The 26,003-nt window shown below is 70.0% G+C and carries 19 protein-coding genes, 1 tRNA gene and 1 riboswitch; of the genes, 13 read left to right on the forward strand and 7 right to left on the reverse strand.

Annotation, left to right across the window (positions count from 1 at the left end):
• Nucleotide 1 precedes the first annotated feature (1 nt).
• The 3 genes from ABL312_RS02360 (at nt 2) to ABL312_RS02370 (ending at nt 6,068) form a co-directional block, all read left to right on the forward strand.
• On the forward strand, nt 2-991 hold the full coding sequence (locus ABL312_RS02360; RefSeq protein WP_349359780.1) for an Hsp33 family molecular chaperone: 990 nt from the start codon (nt 2-4) through the stop codon (nt 989-991).
• A 257-nt stretch (nt 992-1,248) separates the two neighbouring features.
• Nucleotides 1,249-2,667: an HlyD family efflux transporter periplasmic adaptor subunit gene (locus ABL312_RS02365; RefSeq protein WP_349359781.1), complete on the forward strand. Its 1,419-nt coding sequence runs from the start codon at nt 1,249-1,251 to the stop codon at nt 2,665-2,667.
• A 2-nt stretch (nt 2,668-2,669) separates the two neighbouring features.
• Nucleotides 2,670-6,068 carry an efflux RND transporter permease subunit gene (locus ABL312_RS02370; protein WP_349359782.1) on the forward strand — a complete coding sequence of 1,133 codons (3,399 nt, stop codon included), beginning with the start codon at nt 2,670-2,672 and terminating at the stop codon, nt 6,066-6,068.
• Between the two features lie 12 nt (nt 6,069-6,080).
• On the opposite strand, the gene ABL312_RS02375 is transcribed toward ABL312_RS02370, so the two are convergent.
• Entirely contained in the window at nt 6,081-6,731 is a 651-nt protein-coding gene (locus ABL312_RS02375; RefSeq protein ID WP_349359783.1) for an alpha/beta family hydrolase, read from the reverse strand.
• 146 nt (nt 6,732-6,877) lie between these two features.
• Here ABL312_RS02375 and ABL312_RS02380 point away from each other — a divergent pair, with 146 nt between their 5' ends.
• Nucleotides 6,878-7,750: a sterol desaturase family protein gene (locus ABL312_RS02380; protein ID WP_349359784.1), complete on the forward strand. Its 873-nt coding sequence runs from the start codon at nt 6,878-6,880 to the stop codon at nt 7,748-7,750.
• On the opposite strand, the gene ABL312_RS02385 is transcribed toward ABL312_RS02380, so the two are convergent.
• A complete protein-coding gene (locus ABL312_RS02385; RefSeq protein ID WP_349359785.1) occupies nt 7,721-8,476 on the reverse strand; it encodes a transporter substrate-binding domain-containing protein in 756 nt (251 codons plus the stop codon). The two genes, ABL312_RS02380 and ABL312_RS02385, sit on opposite strands and share 30 nt — an antisense overlap.
• Nucleotides 8,477-9,015: 539 nt before the next feature.
• Between ABL312_RS02385 and ABL312_RS02390 the strand changes: the two genes are divergently transcribed.
• The 4 genes from ABL312_RS02390 to ABL312_RS02405 all read left to right on the forward strand — a co-directional run bounded on the left by ABL312_RS02390 (nt 9,016) and on the right by ABL312_RS02405 (nt 16,298).
• Nucleotides 9,016-10,914, forward strand: coding sequence for a glycosyltransferase family 2 protein (locus ABL312_RS02390; protein ID WP_349359786.1), 1,899 nt, complete (start codon nt 9,016-9,018; stop codon nt 10,912-10,914).
• 135 nt (nt 10,915-11,049) lie between these two features.
• Nucleotides 11,050-12,291 carry a DNA repair exonuclease gene (locus ABL312_RS02395; protein WP_349359787.1) on the forward strand — a complete coding sequence of 414 codons (1,242 nt, stop codon included), beginning with the start codon at nt 11,050-11,052 and terminating at the stop codon, nt 12,289-12,291.
• On the forward strand, nt 12,291-15,848 hold the full coding sequence (locus ABL312_RS02400; RefSeq protein ID WP_349359788.1) for an AAA family ATPase: 3,558 nt from the start codon (nt 12,291-12,293) through the stop codon (nt 15,846-15,848). The genes ABL312_RS02395 and ABL312_RS02400 overlap by 1 nt, the downstream gene beginning before the upstream one ends.
• An 87-nt stretch (nt 15,849-15,935) precedes the next feature.
• Nucleotides 15,936-16,298: an I78 family peptidase inhibitor gene (locus ABL312_RS02405; RefSeq protein ID WP_349359789.1), complete on the forward strand. Its 363-nt coding sequence runs from the start codon at nt 15,936-15,938 to the stop codon at nt 16,296-16,298.
• Nucleotides 16,299-16,377: 79 nt separating this feature from the next.
• On the opposite strand, the gene ABL312_RS02410 is transcribed toward ABL312_RS02405, so the two are convergent.
• Nucleotides 16,378-16,887, reverse strand: coding sequence for a DUF2478 domain-containing protein (locus ABL312_RS02410; RefSeq protein WP_349359790.1), 510 nt, complete (start codon nt 16,885-16,887; stop codon nt 16,378-16,380).
• A 228-nt stretch (nt 16,888-17,115) separates the two neighbouring features.
• On the opposite strand from ABL312_RS02410, the gene ABL312_RS02415 reads away from it, so the two are divergent.
• The 4 genes from ABL312_RS02415 to ABL312_RS02430 all read left to right on the forward strand — a co-directional run bounded on the left by ABL312_RS02415 (nt 17,116) and on the right by ABL312_RS02430 (nt 22,013).
• Nucleotides 17,116-17,367 carry a hypothetical protein gene (locus ABL312_RS02415; protein ID WP_349359791.1) on the forward strand — a complete coding sequence of 84 codons (252 nt, stop codon included), beginning with the start codon at nt 17,116-17,118 and terminating at the stop codon, nt 17,365-17,367.
• Between the two features lie 285 nt (nt 17,368-17,652).
• Nucleotides 17,653-17,901 carry a hypothetical protein gene (locus ABL312_RS02420; protein ID WP_349359792.1) on the forward strand — a complete coding sequence of 83 codons (249 nt, stop codon included), beginning with the start codon at nt 17,653-17,655 and terminating at the stop codon, nt 17,899-17,901.
• 849 nt (nt 17,902-18,750) lie between these two features.
• Entirely contained in the window at nt 18,751-19,590 is an 840-nt protein-coding gene (locus ABL312_RS02425) for a hypothetical protein (RefSeq protein ID WP_349359793.1), read from the forward strand.
• On the forward strand, nt 19,587-22,013 hold the full coding sequence (locus tag ABL312_RS02430; RefSeq protein WP_349359794.1) for a lanthionine synthetase LanC family protein: 2,427 nt from the start codon (nt 19,587-19,589) through the stop codon (nt 22,011-22,013). Before ABL312_RS02425 ends, ABL312_RS02430 begins: the two co-directional genes overlap by 4 nt.
• 120 nt (nt 22,014-22,133) lie before the next feature.
• On the opposite strand, the gene ABL312_RS02435 is transcribed toward ABL312_RS02430, so the two are convergent.
• A tRNA-Gly gene (locus ABL312_RS02435) sits at nt 22,134-22,207 on the reverse strand.
• 273 nt (nt 22,208-22,480) lie between these two features.
• Between ABL312_RS02435 and ABL312_RS02440 the strand changes: the two genes are divergently transcribed.
• The gene (locus ABL312_RS02440; RefSeq protein WP_349359795.1) at nt 22,481-23,290 is read left to right on the forward strand and encodes an ion transporter; all 810 of its coding nucleotides are present in this window, start codon (nt 22,481-22,483) and stop codon (nt 23,288-23,290) included.
• On the opposite strand, the gene ABL312_RS02445 is transcribed toward ABL312_RS02440, so the two are convergent.
• The 3 genes from ABL312_RS02445 to ABL312_RS02455 all read right to left on the reverse strand — a co-directional run bounded on the left by ABL312_RS02445 (nt 23,291) and on the right by ABL312_RS02455 (nt 25,758).
• Nucleotides 23,291-23,851: a YigZ family protein gene (locus ABL312_RS02445; RefSeq protein WP_349359796.1), complete on the reverse strand. Its 561-nt coding sequence runs from the start codon at nt 23,849-23,851 to the stop codon at nt 23,291-23,293.
• A gap of 13 nt (nt 23,852-23,864) precedes the next feature.
• A complete protein-coding gene (locus ABL312_RS02450; RefSeq protein ID WP_349359797.1) occupies nt 23,865-24,566 on the reverse strand; it encodes a DUF2161 family putative PD-(D/E)XK-type phosphodiesterase in 702 nt (233 codons plus the stop codon).
• Between the two features lie 91 nt (nt 24,567-24,657).
• Nucleotides 24,658-25,758: a 2'-deoxycytidine 5'-triphosphate deaminase gene (locus ABL312_RS02455; protein ID WP_349359798.1), complete on the reverse strand. Its 1,101-nt coding sequence runs from the start codon at nt 25,756-25,758 to the stop codon at nt 24,658-24,660.
• Between the two features lie 130 nt (nt 25,759-25,888).
• A riboswitch (SAM riboswitch) is annotated at nt 25,889-25,968 on the forward strand.
• Nucleotides 25,969-26,003: the final 35 nt, after the last annotated feature.

The following is a 26,003-nucleotide window of genomic DNA, read 5'->3' on the forward strand; positions in this document are numbered from 1 at the left end:
GATGAGCGTACAGGACGAACTCGACCGGAAGGGCGTGACGCCCGCCGGACGCGATGCCGTGTTGCCCTTTGCCGTGGAGCCGCTCGACGTGCGCGGCCGGGCCGTGCTGCTCGGCCCCGTGCTCGACACGATTCTGCAGCGCCACGCCTATCCCGAGCCTGTGTCGCGGCTCCTCGCCGAGGCGGTGGCGCTGGTCGCGCTGCTCGGCACCTCGCTCAAGTTCGAGGGACGCTTCACCCTGCAGACGACGACCGACGGTCCGGTCTCCATGCTGGTGGTGGATTTCGCGACGCCCGACGGGTTGCGCGCCTGCGCGCAGTTCGACGCCGAGGCGGTGGCCCGTGCGCAGGCCGAGGGCACGGCCGATCCGGCGCACCTGATGGGGCGTGGCCATCTCGCCATGACCATCGACCAGGGCAGCGCGATGAACCGCTATCAGGGCATCGTGGCGCTCGACGCCACGTCGCTGGAAGAGGTCGCGCATCAGTATTTCGCCCAGTCCGAGCAGATCCCGACCATCGTGCGTCTTGCGGTCGGTGAGGTGCTCGACCGTCGCGCCGGCGCGGCGCCGCGCCGCTCCTGGGTGGCCGGCGGCATTCTGACGCAGTTCCTGCCGCAGGCGCCGGAGCGCATGCGCAAGCCGGATCTGCATCCCGGCGACGCACCGGAAGGCGCCGAGCCGCACGCGGTGGAGGAGGACGACGCCTGGCGCGAGGCGCGGGCGCTGGTCGAGACGGTGCGCGACGCGGAGCTGGGCGATCCGGAAATGACCGTGGAGCGGCTGCTGTTTCGCCTGTTCCACGAGCGTGGCGTGCGCATCTTCGACCCGCAGCCGCTCGCCGACCGCTGCCGCTGTTCCGATGCGCGGATTCGCGCCATGCTGGCGGGCTTTTCCGAGGAAGAGCGCGCCGACATGACCGTCGACGGCCGGATCGAGGTGACCTGCCGCTTCTGCAACACCCGCTACGATTATTCCGCCGACGCGGTCTGACCTGCGTCCCGTCGCCACGTCTGAAACGACCGGTCGGGCGTCCGCGACATATCCCGCGTGCCGAATCCGGTACGCGGGACGGCACATTTTGTTACAGACTTTGCCTTGCTTTGCCCCGACTTGGCTTCGATAGTCGCGTCACCATGAAGTCAGGACGCGCGTCGGGCAATCCGGTGAGGGTTTTTCAACCTATAACGTCTTGAACGGACGAATGCGCGACAGCGCCTGGGTGGGTTACGCGAGTGGATAGGAACGTCATGCTGAAGTCGGTCGACGAGGATGCCGGCACGGCGCGCAGCGAGGTTGCGCTGCCGTCGGAGGACCAAGCACGCTCTGACCGGCCGGGTCGCGTGATGCTGGTGTTCAAGGCGCTGCTGCAGACGGCGCTGGCGGGACTGATCGTCTTCGGCGCCTACGAGGGCATGAATTATTTCGTGCTCACCAAGCCCGAGGTCCCGACCCGTCAGGCGCGCGAGATGGTCTACACGGTCGAGACGGCTCCCGTCGAGATCCGCGATCACGCCCCGATGCTGAGCCTCTATGGCGAGGTCCAGGCGGCGCGCAGCGCCGATCTGCGTGCGCTGGTGGCCGGCGAGATCGTGCGCGTCAATCCCGCGCTCGACGCCGGGGCGACGCTCGATGCCGGCGACGAGATCGTGGCGATCGATCCCTTCGCCTATCGCGGTGCGGTGACGGAGGCGCGGGCCAATCTCGCCGAAGCGCGGGCCCAGCTCGTCGAGGCGCGCGGACGGCTGGAAACCGAGACCGGCAATGTCGCCCGGGCGGAAGAACAACTGGCCTTCGCCGAGCGCGATCTGGACCGTGCCGAGCAGCTTCAGGGCAGCGGCGCGGTCACGGAACGCGCCGTCGACGAACGGCGCCTTCTGGTCTCCCAGCGTCGCCAGGCCGTCGACCAGCGGCGCAACGCGCTCGCCATCGAGGAAGCCCGTATCGACCAGCAGCAAGCGGCCATCGAGCGCCTCGAATGGCGCCTGGAGCAGGCGGAGAAGAACCTCGACGACACGGTCCTGAAGGCGCCCTTCGACGCGGTGGTGCAGTCCGAGGCGGCCGCCGTCGGGCGTCTCGTCAACGTTAACGACGTGATCGCGACGCTCTATGACCGCAACGCGCTGGAGGTCCGTCTGACGCTCTCCGACAACCAGTACGGGCGCATCCTGTCCGACGAGGCGTCGGTGATCGGACGCCCGGTCGAGGTGCTGTGGTTCATTGGCGGCGAGCCGGTGCGCTATTCGGGCGAGATCGTGCGGGTGGGCGCGGAAGTCGCGCTGGCGCGCGGCGGCATCGATGTCTTCGCCCGCGTCGACGTGGCCGAGGGGCAGCCGGCGCTGAGGCCCGGCGCCTTCGTCGAGGTCCGCGTCGCCGACCGCACCTATCCTCAGACCGCCCGCATTCCGGAGGCCGCGCTCTATGGCACCGATCACGTCTATGTGGTGGTCGACGGGCGCACCGAGCGGCGCAGCGTCACGCCGCGCGCCTTCGACGGAGCCCATCTGATCGTTGACGGCGATCTGCGCGACGGCGACGTGCTTGTCGTCACCCGGCTCGACGAGGCGGGCGAGGGCGTGCGGGTCTCCGATCCCGCGACCCGCGCGCCGGCGGGCGAGGCCGCGCCCGGCGGGGCGGGAGCCGCGCCCGGCACCGGCGGGAGCCAGTGACCATGCGCGCACCGGATTTCAAGCCCTCGGGCGTCATCGGCCAGTTCCTGCGCCATCCCAACGCCGCCAATCTCGTCATGGCGTTGATGATCCTGTTCGGCGTCTTCGGCATGGCCAAGCTGAACACCGAGTTCTTTCCCCAGATCGTCGTCAACACGATCTCCGTGTCAGTGTCCTGGCCCGGCGCAAGCGCGGAGGACGTGGAGAAGAACATTCTCCAGGCGGTCGAGCCGGAATTGCGCTTCATCGACAATGTCGACGAGATGAAATCCTACGCCCGCGAGGGCGCGGCCTCCGTGCGGCTCGAGTTCCTCGAGGGCGCGGACATGCAGAAGGCCCTGTCCGACGTCGATCAGGCGATCGCCGGCGTGACGACGCTGCCCGAGGACAGCGAGACGCCGACGGTGACGCTCGCAAGCTGGTTCGACCGGGTGGCGCGCGTCGCCCTGCGCGGGCCGTTCTCCGAGGACGCGCTGAAGAGCTACGCCCGCCAGATCCGCGACGATCTGATCGACCGCGGCATCGACAAGGTCACCTTCACCGGCTTTCGCGATACGGAATATGTCGTCAAGGTGCCCGAACGCGAGTTGCGCCGGCTCGACCTGACGATTGCCGACGTGTCGAACCAGATCGCCGCCAACACGCGCGACCTGCCGTCCGGCGATCTGGCCGGCGGGATCGAGCGGCAGGTGCGCGCGGTCGCCGACACGACCTCGCCGGAGGCCATCGGGCGCATCGTCGTCAAGGCCTTTCCGACCGGCGAAAAGGTCCAGCTGCGCGACATCGCGGATGTGTCGAAGAGCTTCGACGACGATCAGGTGATCGGCTATTCCGACGGTGTGCGGGCGGTGGAACTCACCGTCGAGCGCTCCGCCCAGGCCGACCAGCTGAAGGTCAACGCGATCCTCGACGAATATCTCGCCGAGATCGCCCCGCAACTGCCGGCCTCGCTCGAACTCGTCAAATACGAGGTGCGCGCCGACAGTCTCAGCCAGCGCATCATGATCCTGGTGGAGAACGGCCTGTCCGGCCTGTTGCTCGTCGTCATCGTGCTCTTCGCGTTCCTGAACGCGCGCATCGCGCTCTGGGTGGCCGCGGGCATTCCCGTGGCGATCCTGGCGACCGTCGGCATCATGTGGGTGAGCGGGCAGACCATCAACATGATGTCGCTCTTCGCGCTCATCATGACGCTCGGCATCATCGTCGACGACGCCATCGTGGTGGGCGAGCACACGGCGACCCGGGTCGCCATGGGCGACGGTCCGTTCCAGGCGGCGGAAGAGGGCGCGAGCCGCATGCTGTGGCCGATCATCGCGGCCTGTTCCACCACCATCGCCGCCTTCCTGCCGATCATGCTGATCCAGGACACCATCGGGCAGATCATGGTGGCCTTGCCCCTCGTGGTCGTGGCGGTGGTGCTTGCCAGCCTGGTCGAGTGTTTCTTCGTGCTGCCGGGCCATCTGGCGCATTCGCTCGCGCGCGGGCCCTCCTGGAGCTGGTGGCGGGTGGTGATCCTGGCGGGCGCGCCGGCGCTCTTCGTGATCGCGCTGGCCGGACGGCCCGACATGTCCGTGCCGCCGTGGCTCGACGTGATCGCCGATCCCGCGCGTGCCGGGCGCGATGCTTTCGGCACGCTCGTCTTCGACATTCTCGTGCTGGCGATATTCTTCGCGCTGGCGATCGCGCTGGAGTTCCTGTTCCTGGTGCTGCGGCGGATGCGCGCGACGAGCGCCTATGAGGACCGGCCTGGCTGGTTCCGTCGCAACTTCGACGCGGGCTTCGGCTGGGTGCGCGACGTTCCCTTCCGCGGCTTCGTCACGCTTTCCTACCGCTGGCGCTACGTGACGCTCGCGGTCGCCATCGCCACCGTGCTGCTGACCGCCGGCATGATCCGCGGCGACCGGGTGGGCTTCCAGTTCTTCCCCTCGCCGGAGGCGGAGAACATCCGCGCCTCGATCACCTTCAATGCCGGCATTTCGCTGGAAGAGGCCGAGGCCGGATTGCTGCGCATCGAACAGGCGCTGCGCCAGGCGGAAGCAACGCTTGCCGGCGACAGCGGCGAGGAACTCATCGTCGCGACCTATGCCACGCTCGGCCAGTCGGGCAACAACCGGGGCAACAACGTCGCCAGCATCGATGTCCAGCTCACCGCCTCGGAAGACCGCACCATCCGCACGCCGGAGATCGTGCGGGCCTGGCGCCAGGCCAATCCGGATATCCCCGGCGCCAAGCGCGTCGCCGTGTTCGAACGGCGCGGCGGGCCTCCGGGCCGCGATCTCGACATCCTGCTGCAGGGCGCGGACCCCAATGCGCTCAAGCAGGCCTCGCTCAAGGTGCAGGAACTCCTGACCGGGTATCCGGGCGTCGACGGGGTGGCCGACGATCTGCCCTACGGCAAGCCGGAACTGGTGGTCGAGCTGAGCCCGCGCGGCGAGGCGCTGGGCTTCACCGTCGACAGTGCCGCCCGTCAGATCCGCAGCGCGCTCGAGGGCACCATCCCGCGCCGCTTCGCCGAAGGCGAGGAAGAGATCACCATCCGCGTCCTGCAGGACCTGCCGACCTCCGGCGGCGGGGCGCTCCGAAACCTCAACCTCAAGGCGCCGAACGGCGAGTTCGTGCCGCTTCTGGAGGTTGTGACGCTCGACGACCGGCAGGGCTTTTCGGTCATTCAGCGCCGCGACGGGCGGGTCACCGTGAGCGTGTCGGCCGATGTCGACGCCGATGTGACCTCCAGCATCCAGATCGTGGAAGACCTGAGCGACGGCAAGATCCAGGAGATCACGGACCGCCATGGCGTCGACTTCCGCTTCTCGGGCCGCGAGGAGGAGCGCCAGGGCGCCTTTGCCGATCTCAGGATCGGCACGCTGGCCGCCCTTGCCGCGATCTACCTGATCCTGGCGGCGATCTTCGCCAGCTACTTCACGCCGCTCGCGGTGATGTCGATCATTCCCTTCGGCATCGTCGGCGCCGTCTTCGGCCATTACCTGCTGGGCTTCGACCTCACCATTCTCAGTCTGATCGGCCTGCTCGGGCTCTCCGGCATCCTGGTGAACAACTCGATCATCCTGGTCGCGCGCTTCGACGAGCGGCGCAAGACGGGGGAGAGCATCGAGGCGGCCGCCATCGCCTCCGCCCAGGATCGCCTGCGCGCGGTGCTGCTGACCTCGCTGACCACCATCGGCGGCCTGACGCCGTTGCTCTTCGAAAAGAGCCTTCAGGCCCAGTTCCTGATGCCGATGGCGATCACCATCGTCTTCGGCCTGTCGACGGCGACCGTCCTCGTGCTTGTCATCGTGCCGGCGCTCATGGGCATCGGGTCGGACATCGGGCGGCTGTTCCGCATCGCGCCGCCGGAGGAAGACGCGCCGAAAGGACCGGTGCGCAACCTGCCGGCGGAATGAGGCGGGACGTCGTCAGTCGCTGACGCGCGCGGCAAGCTCCGCCGCCGCCGCCGCGGCGGCCGCCAGATTGCCGTCCCAGGTGGCCGGCGAGGCGCCGCGCGGCGCGAGATCGTGGTTGCCGTCCTCGAGCCAATGCAGCGTGACATGCGCGGGCAAGGTCACCGCGCCGACCTCGTCCTGCGTGCCGAAGCCGTCGCGCGTGCCCTGCGCCACCAGAACCGGCCGCCTGCTCGCGGCGAGCGGTGCGAGCCGCCAGGCCTCGGGATCGGACTTGCCCTGCGGGTGAAACGGATAGCCGAGGCATACGACCGCCGCGACGCGCCGGGGCAGGGAGGGCGAGCCGGCGAGCATGGCCGCGACGCGTCCGCCCATCGACTTGCCGCCGATCAGCACCGGGCCCGGGGTTTCCGCCATCACCTCCTGCACCGCGCGCTGGAACTCGCCGACGAGCGTGTCGGCCTTCGGTGGCGGGCGCTTGGGGCCGCCGGCGCGCCGGGCCGCCATATAGGCGAACTCGAAGCGCGCGACGGCGAGCCCGGCCCGCGCCGCATGGCCCGCGAAGCGCTCCATGAAGCCGGAGTCCATCGGCGCGCCGGCGCCATGGGCGAGGACGAGCGTCGCGGTCGGATCGGCCTCGGGCCGCGTCCAGAGAATGTCGGTCATGATGCGTGGGACCTTTGGTCGCGAAATCTTGAATGTGATCGGCCTCGCCTATCCCACGGGGGCGCCTTAGGTTCAAGCCGAACGGGATGCGCGGCGCGGCCCTGCATCCGAAGAGTATTGCGTGCTGGAGCGCGCGGGAGAGGGTAATGAGCGAAGCGACGATCCGGCTGGTCCTGTTTTTCGGGATCTTTGCAAGCATGGCGCTGGTCGAGGTGCTGCTGCCGCGCCGCGATCTGAGCTATGGCCGCTCGCGGCGCTGGATCACCAATCTCGCCATCGTGGCGAGCGACACCGCGATCCTGCGGATCGTCTTTCCCATGGCCGCCGTCGGGGTCGCCCTGTGGGCCTCGACCAACGGCTACGGGCTTTTCGCGGTGGCCGACGTTCCCCTCTGGCTCGCCGCCGTGCTCGGCTTCGTGATCCTGGATTTCGCCGTCTGGGCGGAGCATTGGGCCTCGCACAAGATCCCGCTCTTGTGGCGCATCCACAAGATGCACCACGCCGACCCGGATATCGACGTGACCACGGCGCTGCGTTTCCATCCGCTGGAGATCGTGATCTCGATGGCCTGGAAGGCGGCGGTGGTGCTGGCCTTCGGCATTCCGGTGATGGCGGTGCTGGTCTTCGAGGTGGTGCTGAACGGGGCGGCCATGTTCAACCACGCCAATGTGAAGCTGCCGGCCGCGCTCGACCGTGTTCTGCGACTGGTGATCGTGACGCCCGACATGCATCGCGTCCACCATTCGGTGATCCGGCGCGAGACGGATTCCAACTACGGGTTCAACCTGTCGATCTGGGACCGGCTGTTCCGCACCTACACCGACCAGCCGAGCAAGGGCCATCTCGGCATGACGATCGGGCTAAACGAGTATCAGTCCGCCGCGCCGACGCGCTACTGGTGGTGTCTCGCCCTGCCGTTTCGCCCCGCCGCCGCGACAGCCGGCGAGGAGGCCGCAACCTGCGCAGAAAAGCCCTCGGGAAATACACCATCAGTAAAAACTGACGGGAAAGTAGCGTAGATACAGCTCCGAGTAGACGCCCTTGGCCTGCAATTGCGACAGGGCGTGATTGATCGCCTCCTGGCGCAGCGCATCGTCGCCGCGAAAGGCGATCGACAGGCCCCGGTCGAAATAGCCGGGTTCGAGCCACGGTCCGCCGGCATAGGCGCAGCATCCCGCCGACAGATCGCCGTTCAGCCAGAACGACAGCGACAGCGCGTCGCCGAAGTGGGCGTCGGCCTCCTCGGTGCCGAGCGCCGTGCGGGCTTCGGTCGCGGTCGGATAGGTGACGATCTCGGCATCCGCGAAGTACCTCCGCAGAAAGGCTTCGTGGACGGTGTCCTGCGTCACCGAGATGCGCTTGCCGGCCATCTCCTCCGGGATCACCTCCAGCTCGCGGTCCCGGAGAACGACGAAGCGGGCGGGCAGACGCAGATAAGGCTCGGAAAACCTGAGCCGTTCCGCGGTTTGCGCATCGCGGGCAAGGCCGGCGATGATCGCGTCGCCGTCGTCGTTTTCAAGCGCGGGGACCAGCGCTTCGAAGGTCATCACCCGCAGCGAGCACGCCGCGTCCAGTTCCTCGCAGATCGCCCGGGCGAGGTCGATGTTGAACCCGGTCAGGCGGCCCGTCCCGTCGCGAAAGACGAAGGGCGGAAAATCGTCGCTCGCCAGGAAGCGGATCGTCTCGGGGCGATTGGCCGGGCGGTCGCCGATCTTGCGCGGATCCCAGAAGTTCGGAACGCGCACCCGGGCGTCGGCGGCGGGCCCGGTCAGGTCCGGCGCCCCGGCGGGAGAACGGGACCCCGCGGGGTCTTGCGCGCGGGTCTCCGTGACACCCTGCCCCAAAAGGTAGAAAAATCCGAAAATTATCGCAAGGGTTGCTAAGGGGCGTGATATACGCTCAAATGAGCTCGGCATTTTTGACATGTTCAACCGAAGGTCGTTTTCGGCGGGAGGTGATCTCCGCCACGGGTGTGCTGCCCGTTCCTGCAAGCCCGTTTTTGATTGCGTGAGGCTTGTCCCGTTGCAAGCCGAAAGTCCTGCTTTCCTCATTTTGGCCGTCCGAAGCCCCAAGGATGTTCGACCCACCGCCCGTCACTCTCGCATCTCTGCACCAACGCGTCCTGCGGGATCTCGCCGAGCGTAGCCGCAGGCCACGGGGGACGTCCAGCGCGGGCGCACAGGCGCGCGCCCTGTCGCCCGCGGTCCGGCGCGGGGAGGCGCGGCAGGCACCGGCGCCCGCCGCGCGGGCCCTCGCGTTGCCAGCGGATCTGGAGATCCTGCGCTTGCGCGGCCTGTCTCCGGTTCTCCTGCTGATCGCCGTGCGCGAGGGGCGGCGGCGATCCTGCGCGCCGGCGCGGGTGTTGCTGGAACAGGGCCTTGTGTCGTGCGAGGCCTATTACAGCGCCTTCGCCGAAGCCTGCGATCTGCAGTTCCTCCCGGGCGGAAGCTTCCGCTCCTGCCACTCGCCCGCCTTTCCGCCGCCGGCGGATTTTCCGGGGCCCCTGTCCATCGGCCGGAACGCGGACGGGGAGATGATCGTGGCCCTTGCCCCGGTGCCGGAATGCCTGTCGCGCATCCGCTCTCAGCTCCTGCGGTCTCCGCAAGTGCGGCGGCGCATCCGCATCGTCTCGCCGCAGGCGCTTGCGGACGCCATCCGCATGGCCGACCCGGCCGCCCGGCTCGCCCTGACGCGGCCCGAGATGAGCGCCCGTCAGGCGCTCACGCGCCCGCAGGCGGCCGTCGTCGGCGGCGGACTTGCGCTGTTTCTGGCCGGTCTTGCCTCAAGCGTCGGTGCGGCGGTGCTTGTCGCCTCGCTTGCCGTCACGGCGGTCGGCATGGTGCCCGGCGTCGTGCGTCTCGCGGCCGGCTTGCGGCCGGCGCGAAGCCCCGTGCCCGGGCCGCTGCCGGACCTTGGGCCGCGTGGCGGGGCGCGGGGTGGCCGGCTGCCGCTTTATTCGGTGCTCGTGCCCGTCTACCGCGAGGCACGCGTGATCCCCGCGCTGGTGCGCAGTCTCGCCTGCTTCAGCTATCCCCGTCACCGCCACGAGATCCTGTTCCTGCTCGAGGCCGACGACCCTGAAACCCGCGCGGCGCTGGAGCCGCTTCTGCTGCCGCACATGCGCATCCTGATCGTCCCGCCGGGCACGCCGCGCACCAAGCCACGGGCGCTGTGTCACGGTCTGAACGAGGCCCGGGGCGAGTTGATCGCGGTCTTCGACGGCGAGGACCGGCCGGACCCGAACCAGCTTCATCTTGCCGCCCGCCGCTTCGCGGAGGTTTCGACCCGCGTGGCCGCATTGCAGGCGCACCTGGTCATCGACCATTCCAGTCTCCGGTTCTTTCCGCGCCAGTTCCGCTTCGAGTACGCGGCGCTGTTCGATTGCCTGCTGCCCTGGCTGTCGTCGCGCGGCTGGCCGTTTCCGCTCGGCGGCACCTCCAATCACTTTCGCCGCGAGGCGCTGGAAGCTGTCGGCGGCTGGGACCCGCACAATGTCACCGAGGACGCCGATCTGGCGGTGCGTCTGGTGCGCGGCGGATACCGGCTCCAGACCTTTGCCTCCGCCACCTACGAGGAAGCGCCGCTGGGGTGGGGTGCCTGGCATCGGCAGCGGACCCGCTGGCTGAAAGGATGGCTTCAGGTGCTTCTCGTCACCTTTCGCGATCCGCTGCGTCTCGCCCGGGAAATCGGCCGGGGGCAGCTTCTCGTGATCGTTCTCTATCTGAGCGGCATGGTCGTGACGCTGGCCGCCCATCCGCTCTTCATGGGGCTGCTCGTCCTCTATGCGGCCGGGCTGGTGCGCCTTGAGACCGGGACGGGATGGGTGGTCCCCTCGATCCTGTGTCTCGCGGCGGCAAGCGTGGTGCTGTCGTGCGGATCGACCGCCCTGTCGATGGCGGTCGGGGCGCGGCGCCGCGGCTGGCGTCCCTCCGTGGTCGACATGGCGCTGATCCCGGTCTACTGGCTTGCGCAGAGCATCGCCTTCTATGCGGCGGTTCTGGACATCGTTCGCGCGCCCCACCGCTGGGCGAAGACCGAGCATGGCGTCGCGCGCCGCCCCGGCGATCTGCCGATGCGCGAAAGCCCGCGCGCGTCCTCGCGTGCAAGGGCGCCCACAAGGATGCGTCGCTGTCTCGCCGGCATCTTGCGACGTTTGACCCGGCGTCGGCATGATCTAGCCTGACCGGACCGGCCGGAGGGGTGATTCCCGCGCAGCGGCCCGGCGTGCGGCGGGGTGGGAGACCGACCCGTCGGTAACGGAGCCGGTTCCCGCACCGGTCCCGGATCCGGACACCAGAATGGGAATGGGAGACCATCGGTGGCGTCTTTTTCCTTCGTCCATGCGGCGGATCTGCATCTGGGCAGCCCGTTTCGCGGGCTGGCCCTGCGCGACCGGGAGGTTTCGGAGCGGTTCGCCCAGGCGACCCGCAGCGCCTTCGTCGCGCTGGTGGAGCGAACGCTCGCCGCCGGAGCGCGGTTTCTCGTCATCGCCGGCGATGTCTATGACGGCGAATGGAAGGACAGCGCGATCGGCCTCTTCTTCAATCGCGAGATCGCCCGGCTCGACCGCGCCGGCATTCCGGTGTTCCTGCTGCGCGGCAATCACGACGCGGAAAGCGTCGTGACCCGCTCGATCCCGCTGCCCGACAGCGTGCGGACCTTTTCCGCGCGCCGTCCGGAGACGCATGTTCTGGAGGATGTCGCGGTCGCGCTGCACGGTCAGAGCTTCGCCGAGCGACAGGCGCGCGACAATCTCGCCCGCGCCTATCCCGCACCGCTGGCCGGTCACGTCAACATCGGCGTGCTGCACACCTCGCTGACCGGTCGGCCGCCCCACGCAGACTATGCGCCCTGCTCGCTGGAGGACCTGACGGCCAGGGGATACGACTATTGGGCGCTCGGTCATGTGCACGGGTATGAGGTGGTGCATGCCGATCCGCCGGTGGTCTATCCGGGCAACCTCCAGGGCCGCAACATCCGCGAGACGGGCGAGAAGGGCGCGGTGCTGGTGCATGTCGAGGATGGGCGGGTGACGGGGCTCGAACGGCTCGTGGTCGACACAGCGCGCTGGGCGCGCCTCGATCTCGACATCGCGGTCTGCGCCGATATCTCCGACGTTCTGGCACGTGTGAAGGGGGAGGCGGAGGCGGTCGCGCAGGCCGCGCAGGGCCGCCTCGTCGCGCTGCGCGTCCGGCTTTCCGGCGCGACCGATCTGCACGACCGGCTGCTGTCGGGCCGGGCCCGGCTTCGCGAGGAGATCGAGGCCGTCTGTCACCATGTCGATCCCGATCTCTGGCTGGAGAAGCTGCGCCTCGATCTCGCCCCCTTGGAGGCCGCGCCACTCGACGCCGACAGCGCGCTCGATCTCCAAACCCTTCTCGACGCGGCCGCGCGCGACGACGATGTGGCGCAAGCCGCCGAGGCCGCGTTGGCGGACCTCGGACGCAAGATGCCGCCCGGCCTTCTCGACCCCGACCGCCCCTTCGGCGAGGAGGTTGCGAGCCTGATCGACGAGGCCCGCGCGGTGCTGGCCGCGCGGCTGCGGACGCAGGACGGCTGATGCGCTTCGACCGTCTCGATCTCCTGCGCTACGGGCATCTGAGCGCCTGCAGCCTGCGCTTTCGCCCCGATGCGCGCCTGCATCTCGTCTATGGCCCCAACGAGGCCGGCAAGAGCACGGTGCTGGCGGCGATTTCCGATCTGTTGTTCGGCTTCCCGCACCAGACATCCTCCGATTTCCTGCATGAGGCGTCGAGCCTGCGTATCGCCGCGACCCTGCGCAACCGGGCGGGCGAGACACTCGCGTTCCGTCGCCGCAAGGGCCGCAAGAACACGCTGCTCGCCGACAGCGACGCCGAAGAGGCCCTGCGCGACGATGCGCTGGTGCCCTTTCTGGGCGGCGCGACGCGGGAGATCTTCGAGCGCAGTTTCGGTCTGGGGTCCGAAGGCTTGCGCGAAGGCGGCAAGGCGATGCTCGACGGCGCGGACGGGGAGGAGGGGGTGCTGTTCGCCGCCGCCACCGGCCTGCACGGCGTGCGTAACCTGCGCGCCGACCTCGCCGCGGAGGCGGACGCGATCTTCGCGCCCCGCGCATCGCGCGACCGTCTCTTCTATCAGGCGAAGGATCGCTACGACGCGGCGAAGCAGGAGGAAAAGGAGCGCGAGCTGCGCGCCGCCGAGTGGAAGGCCCTCAACGACGCCATCGCCGAGGCGCAGGCCGCGCACGAGGAGGCCGACGCGCGGTTTCGCGAGACCAGCCGCAAGGCGGAGCGTCTTCAGCGGCTCATCGATCTGGAGCCCGTGTTGAGCGAACTCGCCGCGGGCGAGCGGGCGCTTGCCGCCTACGACGATCTCGCGGAGGTGACACACCGACGCGCGGAGGAACTTTCGACGCGGCTGGAGGCGCGGGAGCGCACCGGGACGACGCTCGCCGAGGCCGAGCGGGCGGCACAGGAGGCGCTTGCCGCCCGCGCCGCCATTTCGGTCGACGCGGATCTTCTCTCCCGCGCCGAGGCCATCGGCGACCTGGTGTCGCAGATCGGCGCCTATCGCGAGCGCTGCAAGGATCTGCCGCGCGTCGCCGCCCAGGCCGACGCGGAAACGGCGGATCTGGCGGACCGGATGCGCCGGCTGGGGCTGGGACATCTGGCGCCCGAGACGCAGGCGCTCGCCGCTCATCAGCCCGACGAGGCGGGCCTGACGGATCTGGCCGAGCGCATCGCCGAAGGCGAGCGGTTCAACGCAAACCAGGAGCGGCTTGCCCGGCAACTGACGTCGGAGCGCTCAGACCTCGAAGAGGTCATGCGCGCCCACGAGGCGGGGGAGATCGCCGATCCCGCCCCCTTGCGCGCCCGCTTCGAGGCGATGGGGGAGGATCTGCGCGCGCTGGAGCGCACGCAGGAGATGGCCGCCGAGCATCGCACGGCGCGCCGCAGACTGTCGGAGGCGGCGGGCCGGCTTGCGCCGCCGGTTGCCGACCTCGATGCGCTGGCCCGCGCGCCGCTGCCCGATGTGGATGCCCTGCTTGCCCTGCGCACCCGTGCCAGAGAGCTGGCCGAGGCGCGCCGGCGTGCGGGCGAGCGCCTGCGCGAGCTGGAGGGCGAGGCGCATCGCCTGCGCGCGGTCGTTGCGGACGCCGATGCAGGCGGCGCGGTTCCCTCGCCCGAGGCGATCGCGGCCGCCCGGCAGGCGCGCGACGCGGCGTTCGAGGCCCTGCGCGCGCCAGCGGCCGGACCGCAGACACCGGACGGGGGCGTGGCTGGGGACGTGGCCAGAGACGGAGACGGAGACGGGAATGCGGCGCGGCTTGCGCGCTATCTCGCCCTTCGCGCGGAGGCCGACCGTCTTGCCGACCGTGCCGTCGCCGAGGCCGACCGGGTGTCGCGTCATCTTGCCGACCGCAGCCGGCTTGCGGACCTGGGGGCAAGCCTCGAGACGCAACGCGCCGAGATCGACCGGCTGGCGGCGGCGCACGACGGCTTGCGCGCCGACCTGACCGCGGCTTTCGAGGGCGCGGGCATCGTGCCGGGCACGGCGGACGAGATGGTCGACTGGCGACGGGCGGTCGAAACGCTGCTCGGCGAGCGCGAGGGGGTGGCCCGTCTCGGAGACCGGCTGGCCGAGGCACGCGCCCGCGAGGCGGAAACGGGGGCACGCCTTGCCGGGATCGCGCGAACGCTCGGCATCGATCCGGAGCTGGACGGCGGGCAGGAGGCCGGTCGGCCGGTCCCGGTGGCCGCGCTTGCCCGTCAGGTCGGGGAGGCGTTGCGTCGCCGCACCGAGCGCTTTTCGGATCTGCGCGAACGCACGGCGCGTCGCGTCGATATCCAGACGCGCATCGACCGGCTGGAGGCGGAGCGCGCCGCGCTGGCCGCCGATCTCGAGACCTGGGAAACGCGGTTCACCGCCGCCCTCAAACGTGTCGGGCAGCCGCCGGAGACGGGGCTTGCGGCGGCCGCCGTCGTGCTCGACCTGTGGCGGGATCTGCCGGAGCGCGTGACGCGGCGCGACCAGACCGCACGGCGGGTCGCCGGCATGCGCCGCGACAATGCGGCCTTCGAGGCGCGGGTGCGCGAGCTGGTGGCCGCCTGCGCGCCCGATCTGGTCGACGAGGCGCCCGACCGCGCGCTGACGCATGTGCGCACGCGGCTGGAGGCGGCGCGGACGGCGCGCACCCTGTGGGAAGCCGCAGACCGCGCCGTGGCGGAAACGACGGCCGCAAGGGAGACGGCCCGCCACGCCCGCGACGCGGCGCATGCCGCGTTGACGGACGAGGTGGCGCGCCTGCCCGAAGCCCTGCGCGGGCACGACCTCGCCGACCTCGTGGCGCGTCTGGCGCGCCGCGACGCCCTCGCCGAGGCGGTGGCGCAGAGCGCGGCGCGCTTCGAGGCCATGGCGCGGGGGGAAACGCGGGAGGCGATCGCCGCGGAGCTTGCGGCGTTCAACGCCGAGGAAGCCCGTGTCGCGCTGGACGTGCTCGAGGCCGAGAAACAGGAGCGCATCGAGGCGCTCAAGGAGGCGCATTCCCGAACCCGGGCCTGCGAGGCGGAGAAGGAGCGGCGCGCGCAGGCCGGCGGCGCGGAAGGGGCGGCCTTCGCCCGGGCGGCCGCCGAGGCGGAGATGACGGCGGCGGGACGCGACTGGCTGGTGCTCAAGCTCGCGGAGACGCTGCTTTCGGCGGCCATGGAGCGCCATCGCGCGGCGCAGGGCAACCCGGTCCTGGAGCGCGCCGGGAGCCTGCTGGCGGATCTGACCGGCGGCGCCTTCACCGGTCTCGACCAGTCTTTCGACGCGGACGACCGGCCCCGGCTGCTGGCGCTTCGCGGCACGGGCGAACGCGTCGGCGTCGACGGTCTGAGCGAGGGGACGTGCGACCAGCTCTATCTCGCCCTGCGGCTCGCGACCCTGCTGGACTACGCCGCGCGTGCGGAGCCGCTTCCCTTCATCGGCGACGATCTGTTCCAGACCTTCGACGACGCGCGAACGGCCGCCGGCCTGCGCGCGCTCGCCCGGCTGGCCGACACGGTGCAGCCGATCCTCTTCACCCACCACCGCAGCGTTGTGGAGATCGCGCGGGCTGAGCTCGGCGACACGGTCGATCTGCTCGAACTGGCATAAATGTCAGGGATTGATTTTGCGAGAAATGCGACCTTGAATTGCATTGGTGGTCGGGCGATGGCCGGACCGGGATGGGAGGACAGGCGCATGAATATCGTGATTTCGTTGACGGAGGCCTTGCCCGCCCTCGTTGCCTGCCGCACCGTCGCTGACGATGCGGTCTATCCGGGCATCTATTCCCAGGTCTTCGGGCCGGCCGACCCGGCGGCCTGCGAACGGTTCATCGCGGACAATTGCGGCAAGCCGGGGGAAGCGTCGATGTCCGCCGATGCGGGGGCTTTGCGCCTGGCCGGTGCAATTGCCGCCGCGACGAACACGGTCGCCGATCTCGTCGGGCGCCCGCTGCGCGTCTACACGACCGGCGATCTGCTCACCGACGATTACGTTCCCGACCGGGTGAACATCGAACAGGACGCCACCGGCGTGATCGTGAAGATCTGGTTCGGCTAGGCCATGGTCCCGTTCCGGGGACCGCACCCCGGATCGCCGGGGGAAGGAGATCGCCGGGGGATGCCCGTGCCGAAAGGTATCAGGCGGCGAGCCGCGCGGCGTCGAGCCAGGCCCGCAGCGCGTCCGCATCCGGGTCGACGCGGGTCGCCATATCGGCGGTGAAGTCGAGAAAGGCGCGCTCGTTCATGCCGTTGACGCCCACGACGACGGGCACGTCGCGGGCGAGCGCATCGGCGATCACGTCGCGAAAGCCGCGGCCGCCCGCTTCGTGCTTGCCGAACTTGTTGACGATGAGCACATCCGCGCCGGCCGCCAGGCGGGCCGACACCAGCCCGACCGCTTCCTCCAGCGCCGGCGGGTCCAGCCGGCAGCCGCGCGCGCCGGGGCCGAGCGTCTGCGAAATGCGGATGACGGGGCCCTCGGGCAGCACCTTCACGTCCATGTCGCAGACCGGCGTATCGGGGCGCTCGGTGTTGATCTGGACAACGCCGCAGGTCCGCAGGCCCGCGTCCGCGAGCCCGGTCGCGAGGCGGGCGAGAACGAGGTCGGTGTCGCCGCGTCCGGGCGACATGGTGTAGGCGATGCGCATGACAGGTCCGTGATCATCGAACGGGACGGGCTCCGGTGACGCCCCGCCGGGAGCGGCCGCGAAGTCCCATGTTGGCCGCCACGATAGGCCGCTCCGCCCGCGAGAGGCAAGGCGCCTGCAACAGGGTCACGCAGGGCCTGTCGGCCATGCGTAATGACTCTAGGTTGACGTAGCGGAATACGCGACCGAGGATTGCCGCGTTGGGTAATCGTTCGCGATGGGGAGGCTATGATGGAAGGCACCTATGATTTCGGTTCTGTGAAACTCGCCGTCAACGTGCGGGGCACGGACAAGAGCTGCAAGACAGGCGGGTCGTATATCTGTCCCTCGCCGGAAAGTCTCGATGCCTGCGGCAAGGCGAGCTGGTCCTGCGTCACCACGTCCTACAAGGACGCGGGTGCCGTGGTGACGCTCAAGGCCGAGCGCATGTCGGCGCTCGAGGCCGAGCTCGCGGATCTTCTGAAAAAGCATCTGGGATAGGCCGCTCACGGCGGGGCGGCCGGGGCGCGTGTGCGGGGCCGGCCCGTACCGGCGCGCGAGGCCGCCGGGACCGCGGTTTCCGGCGGTCCTCGTCCGCCGCGATCATCGGCCTGTGCCGGGCCCCCGTCGTCCCGCCTTCGTCCCGCTGTCGTCTCGCTGCTGCCCCGGCCCGATGGCGCCTTGGGGATTGACGGCCGCCGTTTTGCGCTCAAGAGTTGTTTCCTGATTGGTGTGCAGGCCCGCGGATGGCGCGGGATGCGTGTTGGGGATCGGGAGGCGAGAACGATGGCTGAGGACGCGGATTTCGGATCGGTGAGGCTTGCGATCAACGTGCGGGCGAAGAGCGCGACCTGCCGACCGCAGGGCTCCTATATCTGCCCGCCGGACGAAAGCCTGGATGCCTGCGGCCGGCAGGACTGGTCCTGCTACAACACCTCCTACAAGGACGGCGAACGGGTGGTGGAGACCCGGGCGGCGCGGATGGCGGCGCTGGAAGAGGATCTCGCCGCTCTGCTCAAGAAGCACCTGGGATAGCTGCGCGTCCGCGTTGATCGGGGATCGGGCGTTGGCAGCCTGAACCGCGAGCGGAGAGGTCGGGCGAGTCGGAATCTCTTCGGCGTGCCAACGCGCCCGTTGCATATCCATCGGCGGAAGATCCTCCCTGCGTGCTTCAAGCGCGCGCGGAAGCGGGCCCGGCGAGGCGGACGACGTCGCTGCAAGCGTATCCCACGGGACGGCATCGGGCAGGAGTGCTTCCGGCGGGGCGCATCGGACGGGGGGCCATCTGGCAGGGACGCATGGACCATGGCGTGGCCCGGACCCGGCCGCAGCACCGAGAAGCGGACCGCACGGAGGTGAGGCGGACATGACCCGCGAAGTCGACCGTTTCCCCACGGCGGCACCGGATTGCGACGCCGTGGCCTTGCCGGGCTTCGTGACGGGAGGCCGGGGCCGATGACCGCGATCCCCGGACAACGGACGCAGGCAGAGCCGAGGGAGGGACGACAAACGGGTGCCATGCACGCGGATGCGGCCGGCTCGGATGCAGCGGATTCCGGCGAAGACCTTTCCGAAGACGGCGCCGCCGGCGTCCCGCCGGTTTCCTCTTCGCCAGTCGCCCGCCCATCCGCGATCTCCCCGTCCGGCATTCCCTCGACTGTCCTCGATCTGCCGCGATTGCGGCACGCGCGCTTTCGCCTGCATCCCGATACGAGGATCGTCGCCTCGGACAGCGCGCCGGGCCTGTTCGACCTTCGCCGACCGCAAGGGGAGGAGACGTCTTCCGTCGCATCTCCCCTTCGTCATCCCGTGGATGCCGCCGTGGCCCGGCGCCTCGATGCGCCGGGCGCCTCGTGCGGGGGGTGCGGCGACGGGTCCGGGGCGGTGGCGGACCTTGCATTGCTGTTCGCGCGGTTGAGCGCGCGGGGGCTTCTGGAGATGCAAACGGGTGACGGGCCGTTTCGCTCCGGGCCTGCGTCGCTCGATCCGCTCTTTCCGCAGGCCCTGCGCGGGCTCTTCGCGCGGGCGCAAGCCCAGGCGCCGGCAAGCCATGCCGCACTTGTTCAGGCTCTGGCGCTGCGCCATCTGTCCGCGCCGCGTCTGGCCGGAAAGCTCTACCGCTTCAACACGCTGCCGGGACGCGCCGCGCCGGAACCGCTGCCGGAGGCGGACGCGCGCTTCCTCCGCTCGACGCCGCCCGGCTGGATCTACTGGAACCATCGCGCGCGCGCCGTCAGTGCCGCCTTGCGTCACAAGGTCTATCTGAGCCCCGTTCCCTCGGCCTTTGGCGAGACGCTTCAGCGCCTGCACGCGCTCGCCGCCGACTGCGACGTGACCGCCTACAAATGCGGCGCGGGCGCGCAAGGGGCGGCGCGCCCCGACAAGCTCGTGGTCTATTTCGCCGATGCGGCCGAGCGCGGCCGGTTCGTCGCCCGGCTTGAGCGGGAGTTCGCAGGGATCGCCGGGCAGGGCGTGCCCTTCGCCCGTCCGCTCGATCCGCGCGGCTTCGCGGCCATGGCCGAGGATCCGCCGCCGGGGCCGGGAGAGCGCGTGAGCTGGCGCGCGCATGTGGCGCGCGAGATCGCCGGCACGCTCGCCGCGATGCCGGCCGCGCGCACGTCGGCGGACGCTCTGGAGGATCTTCTGCGCCACTTGCTTCTGGCGCGCATCGATCTCTTCGGCTGGATGCCGGATGGGGCACTGCCGAAGGAGCGCATGGCATGAGCGACGACGCCTCCGGCATGCGCGGGGCCTTCGTGCTGAACGCGGACGTCGAACTGACGCCGGTCAGCGCGTTTTCGCCGGAGATGCGCCGCAGCCTCGGCGGGGCGGAAACCGACGTCGTCCTGTCGCGTCTGCGCGGGCGGGTCACCTCGGAGCGCATCACGCGCGCCACCGCCGACCTGCTGGAGGTCTTTCGCGCGCCCCATGCGATTGCCGCCGCCATCCTCGCCTACGCCCGGAAAACCGGGGCCGATCCCCAGGCGATCCTGGCGCGTGTCGGCGGGCTTTTGTCGGACTTCGTGGATGCCGAGGTGCTGGTGCCGCCGGACAGCATCGCCGCCGCCCCCGACCTTCCGGCGCGGCTGGCCGAGGCCTTTCCGGACTTCACGCTGCTTGCGTTGCTTGCCGACAGTTCCGACTGCGCCGTTGCCCGCATGCGCGACGCGCAAGGCATCGACCGCGTGATCAAATGGCAGCACGGAACGCCGGTCGGCGGCGGGCTCGAGCGGGAGGCGCGGGCCTATGCGCATCTCGCCGAGCGCGCACCGGACCTCGTCGCGCGCCATCGGTGTCTCGGGGTGCGCGGGGCGGGGCCGGCGCTCGCGCTGGACCCGCTTGAGGGCGTGACGCTGGCCGCCTGGCTGGCCAACCGTCAGGAGATGCCGGCGCGCGCGGCGCTGGCCCGCGCTCTGGCCGGGGCCTATGCCCGCCTGCATGCGGCGGAGGTGCTGCATGGCGACATTCACCCCAAGAACATCCTGGTCGATCCGGCCCAAGACGCGGGTCGGGATGCCGCGCCGGGCGTGCGCCTCGTGGATTTCGGCGCGGCCGTTGTCGCCGGGGACCACCCGCCGGGCGGGCGGCTCGGCGTCCAGTCCTATTTCGAACCCGAAGCGCTGGCGGCCCGGCGCGATGGCGGCGCGATCGCCGGCTCAAGCGCGGCCGGTGAGCAATATGGCGTCGCGACCCTGATCTTCGAGGTGGTGACCGGCACGCCGCCGCTGGATCTGTCGCTGGAACAGGCGGAAAGCGCGCGCCAGATCGTCGAGGAGGACCCGCGCCCCTTCGCCGCCTTCGGTCTCGACTGGCCACCGGTCGAGCAGGTCTTGCGACAGGCGCTGGCGAAATCCCCGTCGGCGCGGTTTTCCTCCATGGCGGACTTTAACGAGGCGCTGTCCGATGCGCTGGCGCAGGCGCCCCGATGTGTGCCTCCGCCACCGTCGTCCGCTCCGTCCTCCGCGCTGGCCGATCCGCTTGCCCACGTCTGGCTGCCCACGCTCGCGACGCTGGAGGGCTGGGAGGCGGATTTCGCCGAACCGGGCGCGGCCGCGATCTATGACGGCATGGCGGGCGCGGCACTCGCGCTGCTGGAGCGCGGGAGGACCCGCGAGGACGCCCGCCTGGTGGCGGCCGCCGATCTGTGGATCGAGCGTGCGCGCCTTGCGGGCGACTGGCCGCATGGCTGGCGTCCCTTGCACGACCTCGCAACGCCCGAAGGCCTGCTGCAGCGCCCCCTCGGTCTCGATCTCATCCAGTATCGCCTCGTCGCCTCGACCGGCGAGAGCGAGACGGCGGAGCGCTGCCTGTCGGAGATCGTCGCAGCCGCGCGGCGGGCGGCTGCCCGCGATCCCGCCGACCCGCAGGCGGTGATCGATGTCACCGGCGGCCAGGCCAGCGTGCTGGCGGCCATCGGCATGCTGCTTCTTGGCGAAGACGCGCCGACCGGCCCGGCGCGGGCCGATCTGCTGGCGTCGGGCGCGGCCCTTGCGGCGCAGATCGAACCGCTGCTTGCGGGCTTCGCCGAGGATCCCGTCGCCGGGTCTGGCCCGCGCTACCTCGGCTTCGCGCATGGCGTGGCCGGGGCGCTCTTCGCCGTCCTGCTGTTCCGCAAGGCGGCGGGCCGAGCGCCCGAGCCACTGGACGCCGCCGTGCTGGCCGGGCTGACCGCGCGTTCCCGCGTCGGCGCAAAAGGGCGCTTCTGGCCGGTCGAGGCCGGGGAGGTTGCCCCCTCCGATGGCTGGCCGGGCTGGTGTCACGGCAGTGCGGGTCATGTGCTGCTGTTCACGGCGGCGTTTCGGGTGTTCGCGGAGACCGCGTTTCTCGATGTCGCCCGGGAGGCGGCGTGTCATGCGCTCTCCGGTCAGGCGCGCGCCGGCGACAGTCTGTGCTGCGGGCGCATCGGCATCGCCCTGGCGCTCTGTGAGCTGGCGCGGGCGGACGCGCGCATGGCCGAGGATCCGGCGCTGGCGGAGCTTCTGGCCAGCTACGGCCCGGATCGGCACCCGGCAGACCGGGGAGTCGCGGGGCTCGGGCTCTTCAAGGGGCGCGGCGGACGGCTGCTCCTGCCTGCCTCGGACGCGGAGCGGGCGACGGCGCGCTTTCCGCTCTACTCGCCGACGCTGTTCGAGACGCCCGCCGGGTGAGGCAGGCGGAAGCCCGCTCCGCAGCTGCGAAGGAACACGGGCCGCACGATCACTTGCTGCAGCGGTGACTTGCCGGATATGTCAGGGAGCGTGTCGCGCGCCGCCGCGACGCGGGGCGGATGGAGCGGGTGAAGGGAATCGAACCCTCGTCTTAAGCTTGGGAAGCTTCTGCTCTACCATTGAGCTACACCCGCCTCGTCGCGCTATATCGGCGTGCCGCAGGGCCCGTGTCAAGAGGCGAGGCGCCGGCGTCGCCGCACAACGCACGGCTTTGATCGCGCGTCCCCGCCGTGTCCCGGCCACGTCGCCGCCGGGCCGGAGCGCGAAGGTCCCGGGGGCGCGAGTTTGCGCTTGATTTCGCCCGGCCAATCGCCACGTTGGGCGGCGGTTCGCGCGCCCGCGCACCGCGGTGCGCGCCGGGTCGGCGACACGATCATGCGACCTCACACACACAGGAGCTGGAAATCATGCGGGAGCAGGTGACGCGCCTCGTGCAGTCGAAGCGATGGGAAGCGGCGATCATCGCCCTCATCGTGATCAACGCCGTGACGCTGGGGCTGGAAACGAGCCCGGCGGCGATGGCCGTCGCGGGGCCGTTCCTGCTGGCGCTGGACCGCGCGGTGCTCGCCGTCTTCGTGGTGGAGATCGCGCTCAGGATCTACGCCCACCGGCTCGCCTTCTTCCGCGACCCCTGGAGCCTGTTCGATTTCGCCGTCGTGGCGGTCGCCCTGATGCCGGCAACAGGTCCGCTGTCGGTGCTGCGCGCGCTGCGCATCCTGCGTGTGCTGCGTCTGATCTCGATGATGCCGTCGCTGCGCCGGGTGGTCGGCGGACTGGTCGCGGCCCTGCCCGGCATGGGCTCCATCGTGCTTCTGCTGTCGCTGGTCTTCTATGTCTTCGCCGTGATGACGACGAAGCTCTATGGCGCGTCCTTCCCCGAATGGTTCGGCACCATCGGGCGCTCGCTCTACACGCTGTTCCAGATCATGACGCTGGAAAGCTGGTCGATGGGCATCGTCCGCCCGGTGATGGAGACCTATCCGCTCTCCTGGCTGCTGTTCGTGCCCTTCATCCTGTGCACCGCCTTCACGGTGTTGAACCTCTTCATCGGTGTCATCGTCTCCGCCATGCAGCAGGAGCACGAACAGACCGCCGAGGCCGACCGGCAGGCGATCCACGACGAGACGAGCGTGCTGCTCGCCGAGGTGCGCGCGCTCCGGAAGGAAGTGCAGGCCCTGCGCGGCCGGGGCGAAGCGGGGGACGGGCACCCGACGTGATCAGTCGTCCAGCTCGTTGAGGGCGTCCTCCGGTCCCTCGAGGGTGAGCGTCACGCCGTCGGCGGTGAACTCGCGGGCGATCACCGTCAGCCCGAGGTGAGCGACGCGACCCTCAAGCTCGGCGGTGCCGGCGAAATCCGCGCTGACGCGGCGCGTCGACCGCCGCTGGAAGGGCACAAGCCGGGCGTTGGCGATCGCGGTCTGCGCGGCCCCGGAATAGGCGCGCGCCAGACCGCCGCCGCCGAGCTTCACGCCGCCGAGCTTCACGCCGCCGAAATAGCGCACGATCAGCACCGCGCAATCGACCAGATGCGCGCCCTGCAGGACTTTCAGCGTCGGCATGCCGGAGGTGCCGGCCGGCTCGCCGTCGTCCCTGGCGCTTTCCTCGATGCGGCCGTCGTCCAGAAGCCGGCGATGCGCGGTGACGATGTGATTGGCCTTGCGGTGTTGCTTGCGCAACTCCTCCAGGCGGGCGTCGAACGCGGCGAGCGGCACCAGATGCGCCAGAAACCGGGATTTCCGGTCTTCCAGATAGCCCTCGTATTCGCGGGTTATCGTCATGAGGGGCAAGGCGCTATTCCGCGTTCTTCGCCACGGCGGGCAGGGCGGCCAAGCCGGCCAAGCCGGGAAGCGCGGCGGCGCCCTTCGGGGTCAACGCATAGACGCCGCGGTCCACCCGTTCGAACCAGCCGTAATGATCGTCGGCCATCAGTCGTGTCGCGCGGGCCACGCCGGTCGCCCTGGCCACCTCCGCGCCCCGGCTGGGGCCATTCGCGTCGAGATGGGCGGCGCAGCGCAGCGCGTCCTGCCGATAGGCGGTTACCAGGGCGACCCGTGTCGAGCCCCCGGTGTTCGGGTCGCCGACCCGGCGGGCGAACTCCCTCAGCAAGCGGTCCTTGCGCGGTTTCGACTTGCGCGGGGTGAACGGGGCGGGATCCAGATGCACTTCGACCAGCGCGTCCGACAGGCGCACCGTGATCAGCCCGAGGCCAAGGCGGCGGGCGAGCTTGAGATTGTTCTTCAGGGCTGCCTGAAATCTGCGGCCCGCCAGCCGGGGGACCGCCACATAGACGGAATCGGTGATCGACTGCCGCGCGATCGCCTGATGAAAAAGACCCAAGCTGAACCCCGTTTTCAGCTCGACGATCACGGGATCCTCCGTGCCCCGGCGGGCGACGACATCGGCGGCGCCGACTTCCGCCTTCACCTCGTAGCCCTGCGCCGCGAGAAAGGCCTTGATCGGAGGATAGAGGTCTGTTTCCAGGATGTTGGCCATCGGTCAGGCTTTGTCATGGTCACGCGAAGCTGAGGGGTCGTCTCGCTGTCCGGCCCGCCGGGACCGGTGGCCGAATGCCGGATGCCTGCTATCAGACGCTTGCCCGGAAGTGTTTCGACAGTTTCAGCGCCTGGCCCTGGTAGTTGGAGCCGATGCCCTCGCCGTAGAGCGTGCGCGGGCGTTCCTGCATGTGTTCGTAAACGAGCCGGCCGACGGTCTGGCCGTGCTCGACGATGAAGGGCACCTCGTGCGAGCGCACCTCGAGCACGGCGCGCGAGCCGCCGCCGCCGATCTCGGAATGTCCGAAGCCGGGATCGAAGAAGCCCGCGTAATGCACCCGGAACTCGCCGACCAGCGGATCGAAGGGCACCATCTCGGCCGCGAAGAGCGGCGGCACATGCACCGCCTCGCGCGAGACGAGGATGTAGAACTCGTTGGGATCGAGGATGAGCGCCGCCTCGCCGCGGTTGACGATGGGCTCCCAGAAGTCGAGCGGGTCCTGCGCGGCCTTGGCGTCCATGTCGATCACGCCGGTGTGGCGCTTGCCGCGATAGCCGATCAGGCTGCCCGGCCCCTCGCCCTGAAGGTCGATGGTGAGATGCACCCCGCCGGCGATCGCCGTGTCGCCGCCGGAGACGAGTTCCTGCGCCAGATGCACGGCCTGAAGCTCGGCGTCGGGCACCGTCGGCGCGCCCTTGCGGAAGCGGATCTGCGACAGCCTGGAGCCCTCGCGCACCAGCACGGGAAAGGTGCGCGGGCTGATTTCGGCGTAGAGCGGGCCGCGATAGCCGGCCGGCACCGTGTCGAAGGCGCGGCCCTCGTCGGTGATGACGCGGGTGAAGACGTCGAGCCGTCCGGTGGAGCTCTTCGGGTTGGTGGTGGCCGACACGTCGTCCGGCAGCGCCAGCCCCTCCATCAGCGGGACGATGTAGACGCAGCCGGTTTCGAGCACCGCGCCGCGCGTCAGGTCGAAGGCGTGGAGCTTCAGCCGGTCGAGCTTGTCCATCACCTTCGCGCCCGCGCCGGGCAGAAAGCTGGCGCGCACCCGGTAGGCGAGCGGCCCGAGCCGCAGATCGAGGCTCGCGGGCTGGATCTGGTCGCCATCCGGCTGGCGAGGCGAAGTGATCGCGCCCTGCGCGAACATGGTTTCGAGCGCCTGTGCGGGAAGGATGCCCTGGTCGGTTGCGGTCATGTCGTCGCCTGTCCCCGTTTTGTGTGCCGTCCTTAGCGCAAGCGCGGTCGTTTTGCACGTCCCGGGTGGCGGCGGGGCGCGGGCGAGCGTGCCAGGCAGTTGACGCAGGGGAGGGGTTCGCCTAAGAACCTGTCCACTCCGTGGTGATTTGAGCCGGCCGGCTTGCAGCCACGTTAAACAAGTCGCTAAAAAGGCCGGGTTGCAAAAACCCCGGCCGAACGGCCGGGGTTTTTGCTTTGGAGACC

The sequence above is a fragment of the Stappia sp. genome (assembly GCF_040110915.1).
GTDB lineage: Bacteria > Pseudomonadota > Alphaproteobacteria > Rhizobiales > Stappiaceae > Stappia.

Bases quoted from the DNA above. Each gene is read 5' to 3' on its own strand.
- ABL312_RS02430 (WP_349359794.1), top strand. From the start codon at position 19,587: ATGAGCGACGACGCCTCCGGCATGCGCGGGGCCTTCGTGCTGAACGCG.
- ABL312_RS02410 (WP_349359790.1), bottom strand. From the start codon at position 16,887: ATGCGCATCGCCTACACCATGTCGCCCGGACGCGGCGACACCGACCTC.
- ABL312_RS02455 (WP_349359798.1), bottom strand. From the start codon at position 25,758: ATGACCGCAACCGACCAGGGCATCCTTCCCGCACAGGCGCTCGAAACC.
- ABL312_RS02445 (WP_349359796.1), bottom strand. From the start codon at position 23,851: ATGACGATAACCCGCGAATACGAGGGCTATCTGGAAGACCGGAAATCC.
- ABL312_RS02415 (WP_349359791.1), top strand. From the start codon at position 17,116: ATGATGGAAGGCACCTATGATTTCGGTTCTGTGAAACTCGCCGTCAAC.
- ABL312_RS02380 (WP_349359784.1), top strand. From the start codon at position 6,878: ATGAGCGAAGCGACGATCCGGCTGGTCCTGTTTTTCGGGATCTTTGCA.
- ABL312_RS02360 (WP_349359780.1), top strand. From the start codon at position 2: ATGAGCGTACAGGACGAACTCGACCGGAAGGGCGTGACGCCCGCCGGA.
- ABL312_RS02450 (WP_349359797.1), bottom strand. From the start codon at position 24,566: ATGGCCAACATCCTGGAAACAGACCTCTATCCTCCGATCAAGGCCTTT.
- ABL312_RS02440 (WP_349359795.1), top strand. From the start codon at position 22,481: ATGCGGGAGCAGGTGACGCGCCTCGTGCAGTCGAAGCGATGGGAAGCG.
- ABL312_RS02400 (WP_349359788.1), top strand. From the start codon at position 12,291: ATGCGCTTCGACCGTCTCGATCTCCTGCGCTACGGGCATCTGAGCGCC.
- ABL312_RS02375 (WP_349359783.1), bottom strand. From the start codon at position 6,731: ATGACCGACATTCTCTGGACGCGGCCCGAGGCCGATCCGACCGCGACG.
- ABL312_RS02370 (WP_349359782.1), top strand. From the start codon at position 2,670: ATGCGCGCACCGGATTTCAAGCCCTCGGGCGTCATCGGCCAGTTCCTG.
- ABL312_RS02420 (WP_349359792.1), top strand. From the start codon at position 17,653: ATGGCTGAGGACGCGGATTTCGGATCGGTGAGGCTTGCGATCAACGTG.
- ABL312_RS02365 (WP_349359781.1), top strand. From the start codon at position 1,249: ATGCTGAAGTCGGTCGACGAGGATGCCGGCACGGCGCGCAGCGAGGTT.
- ABL312_RS02405 (WP_349359789.1), top strand. From the start codon at position 15,936: ATGAATATCGTGATTTCGTTGACGGAGGCCTTGCCCGCCCTCGTTGCC.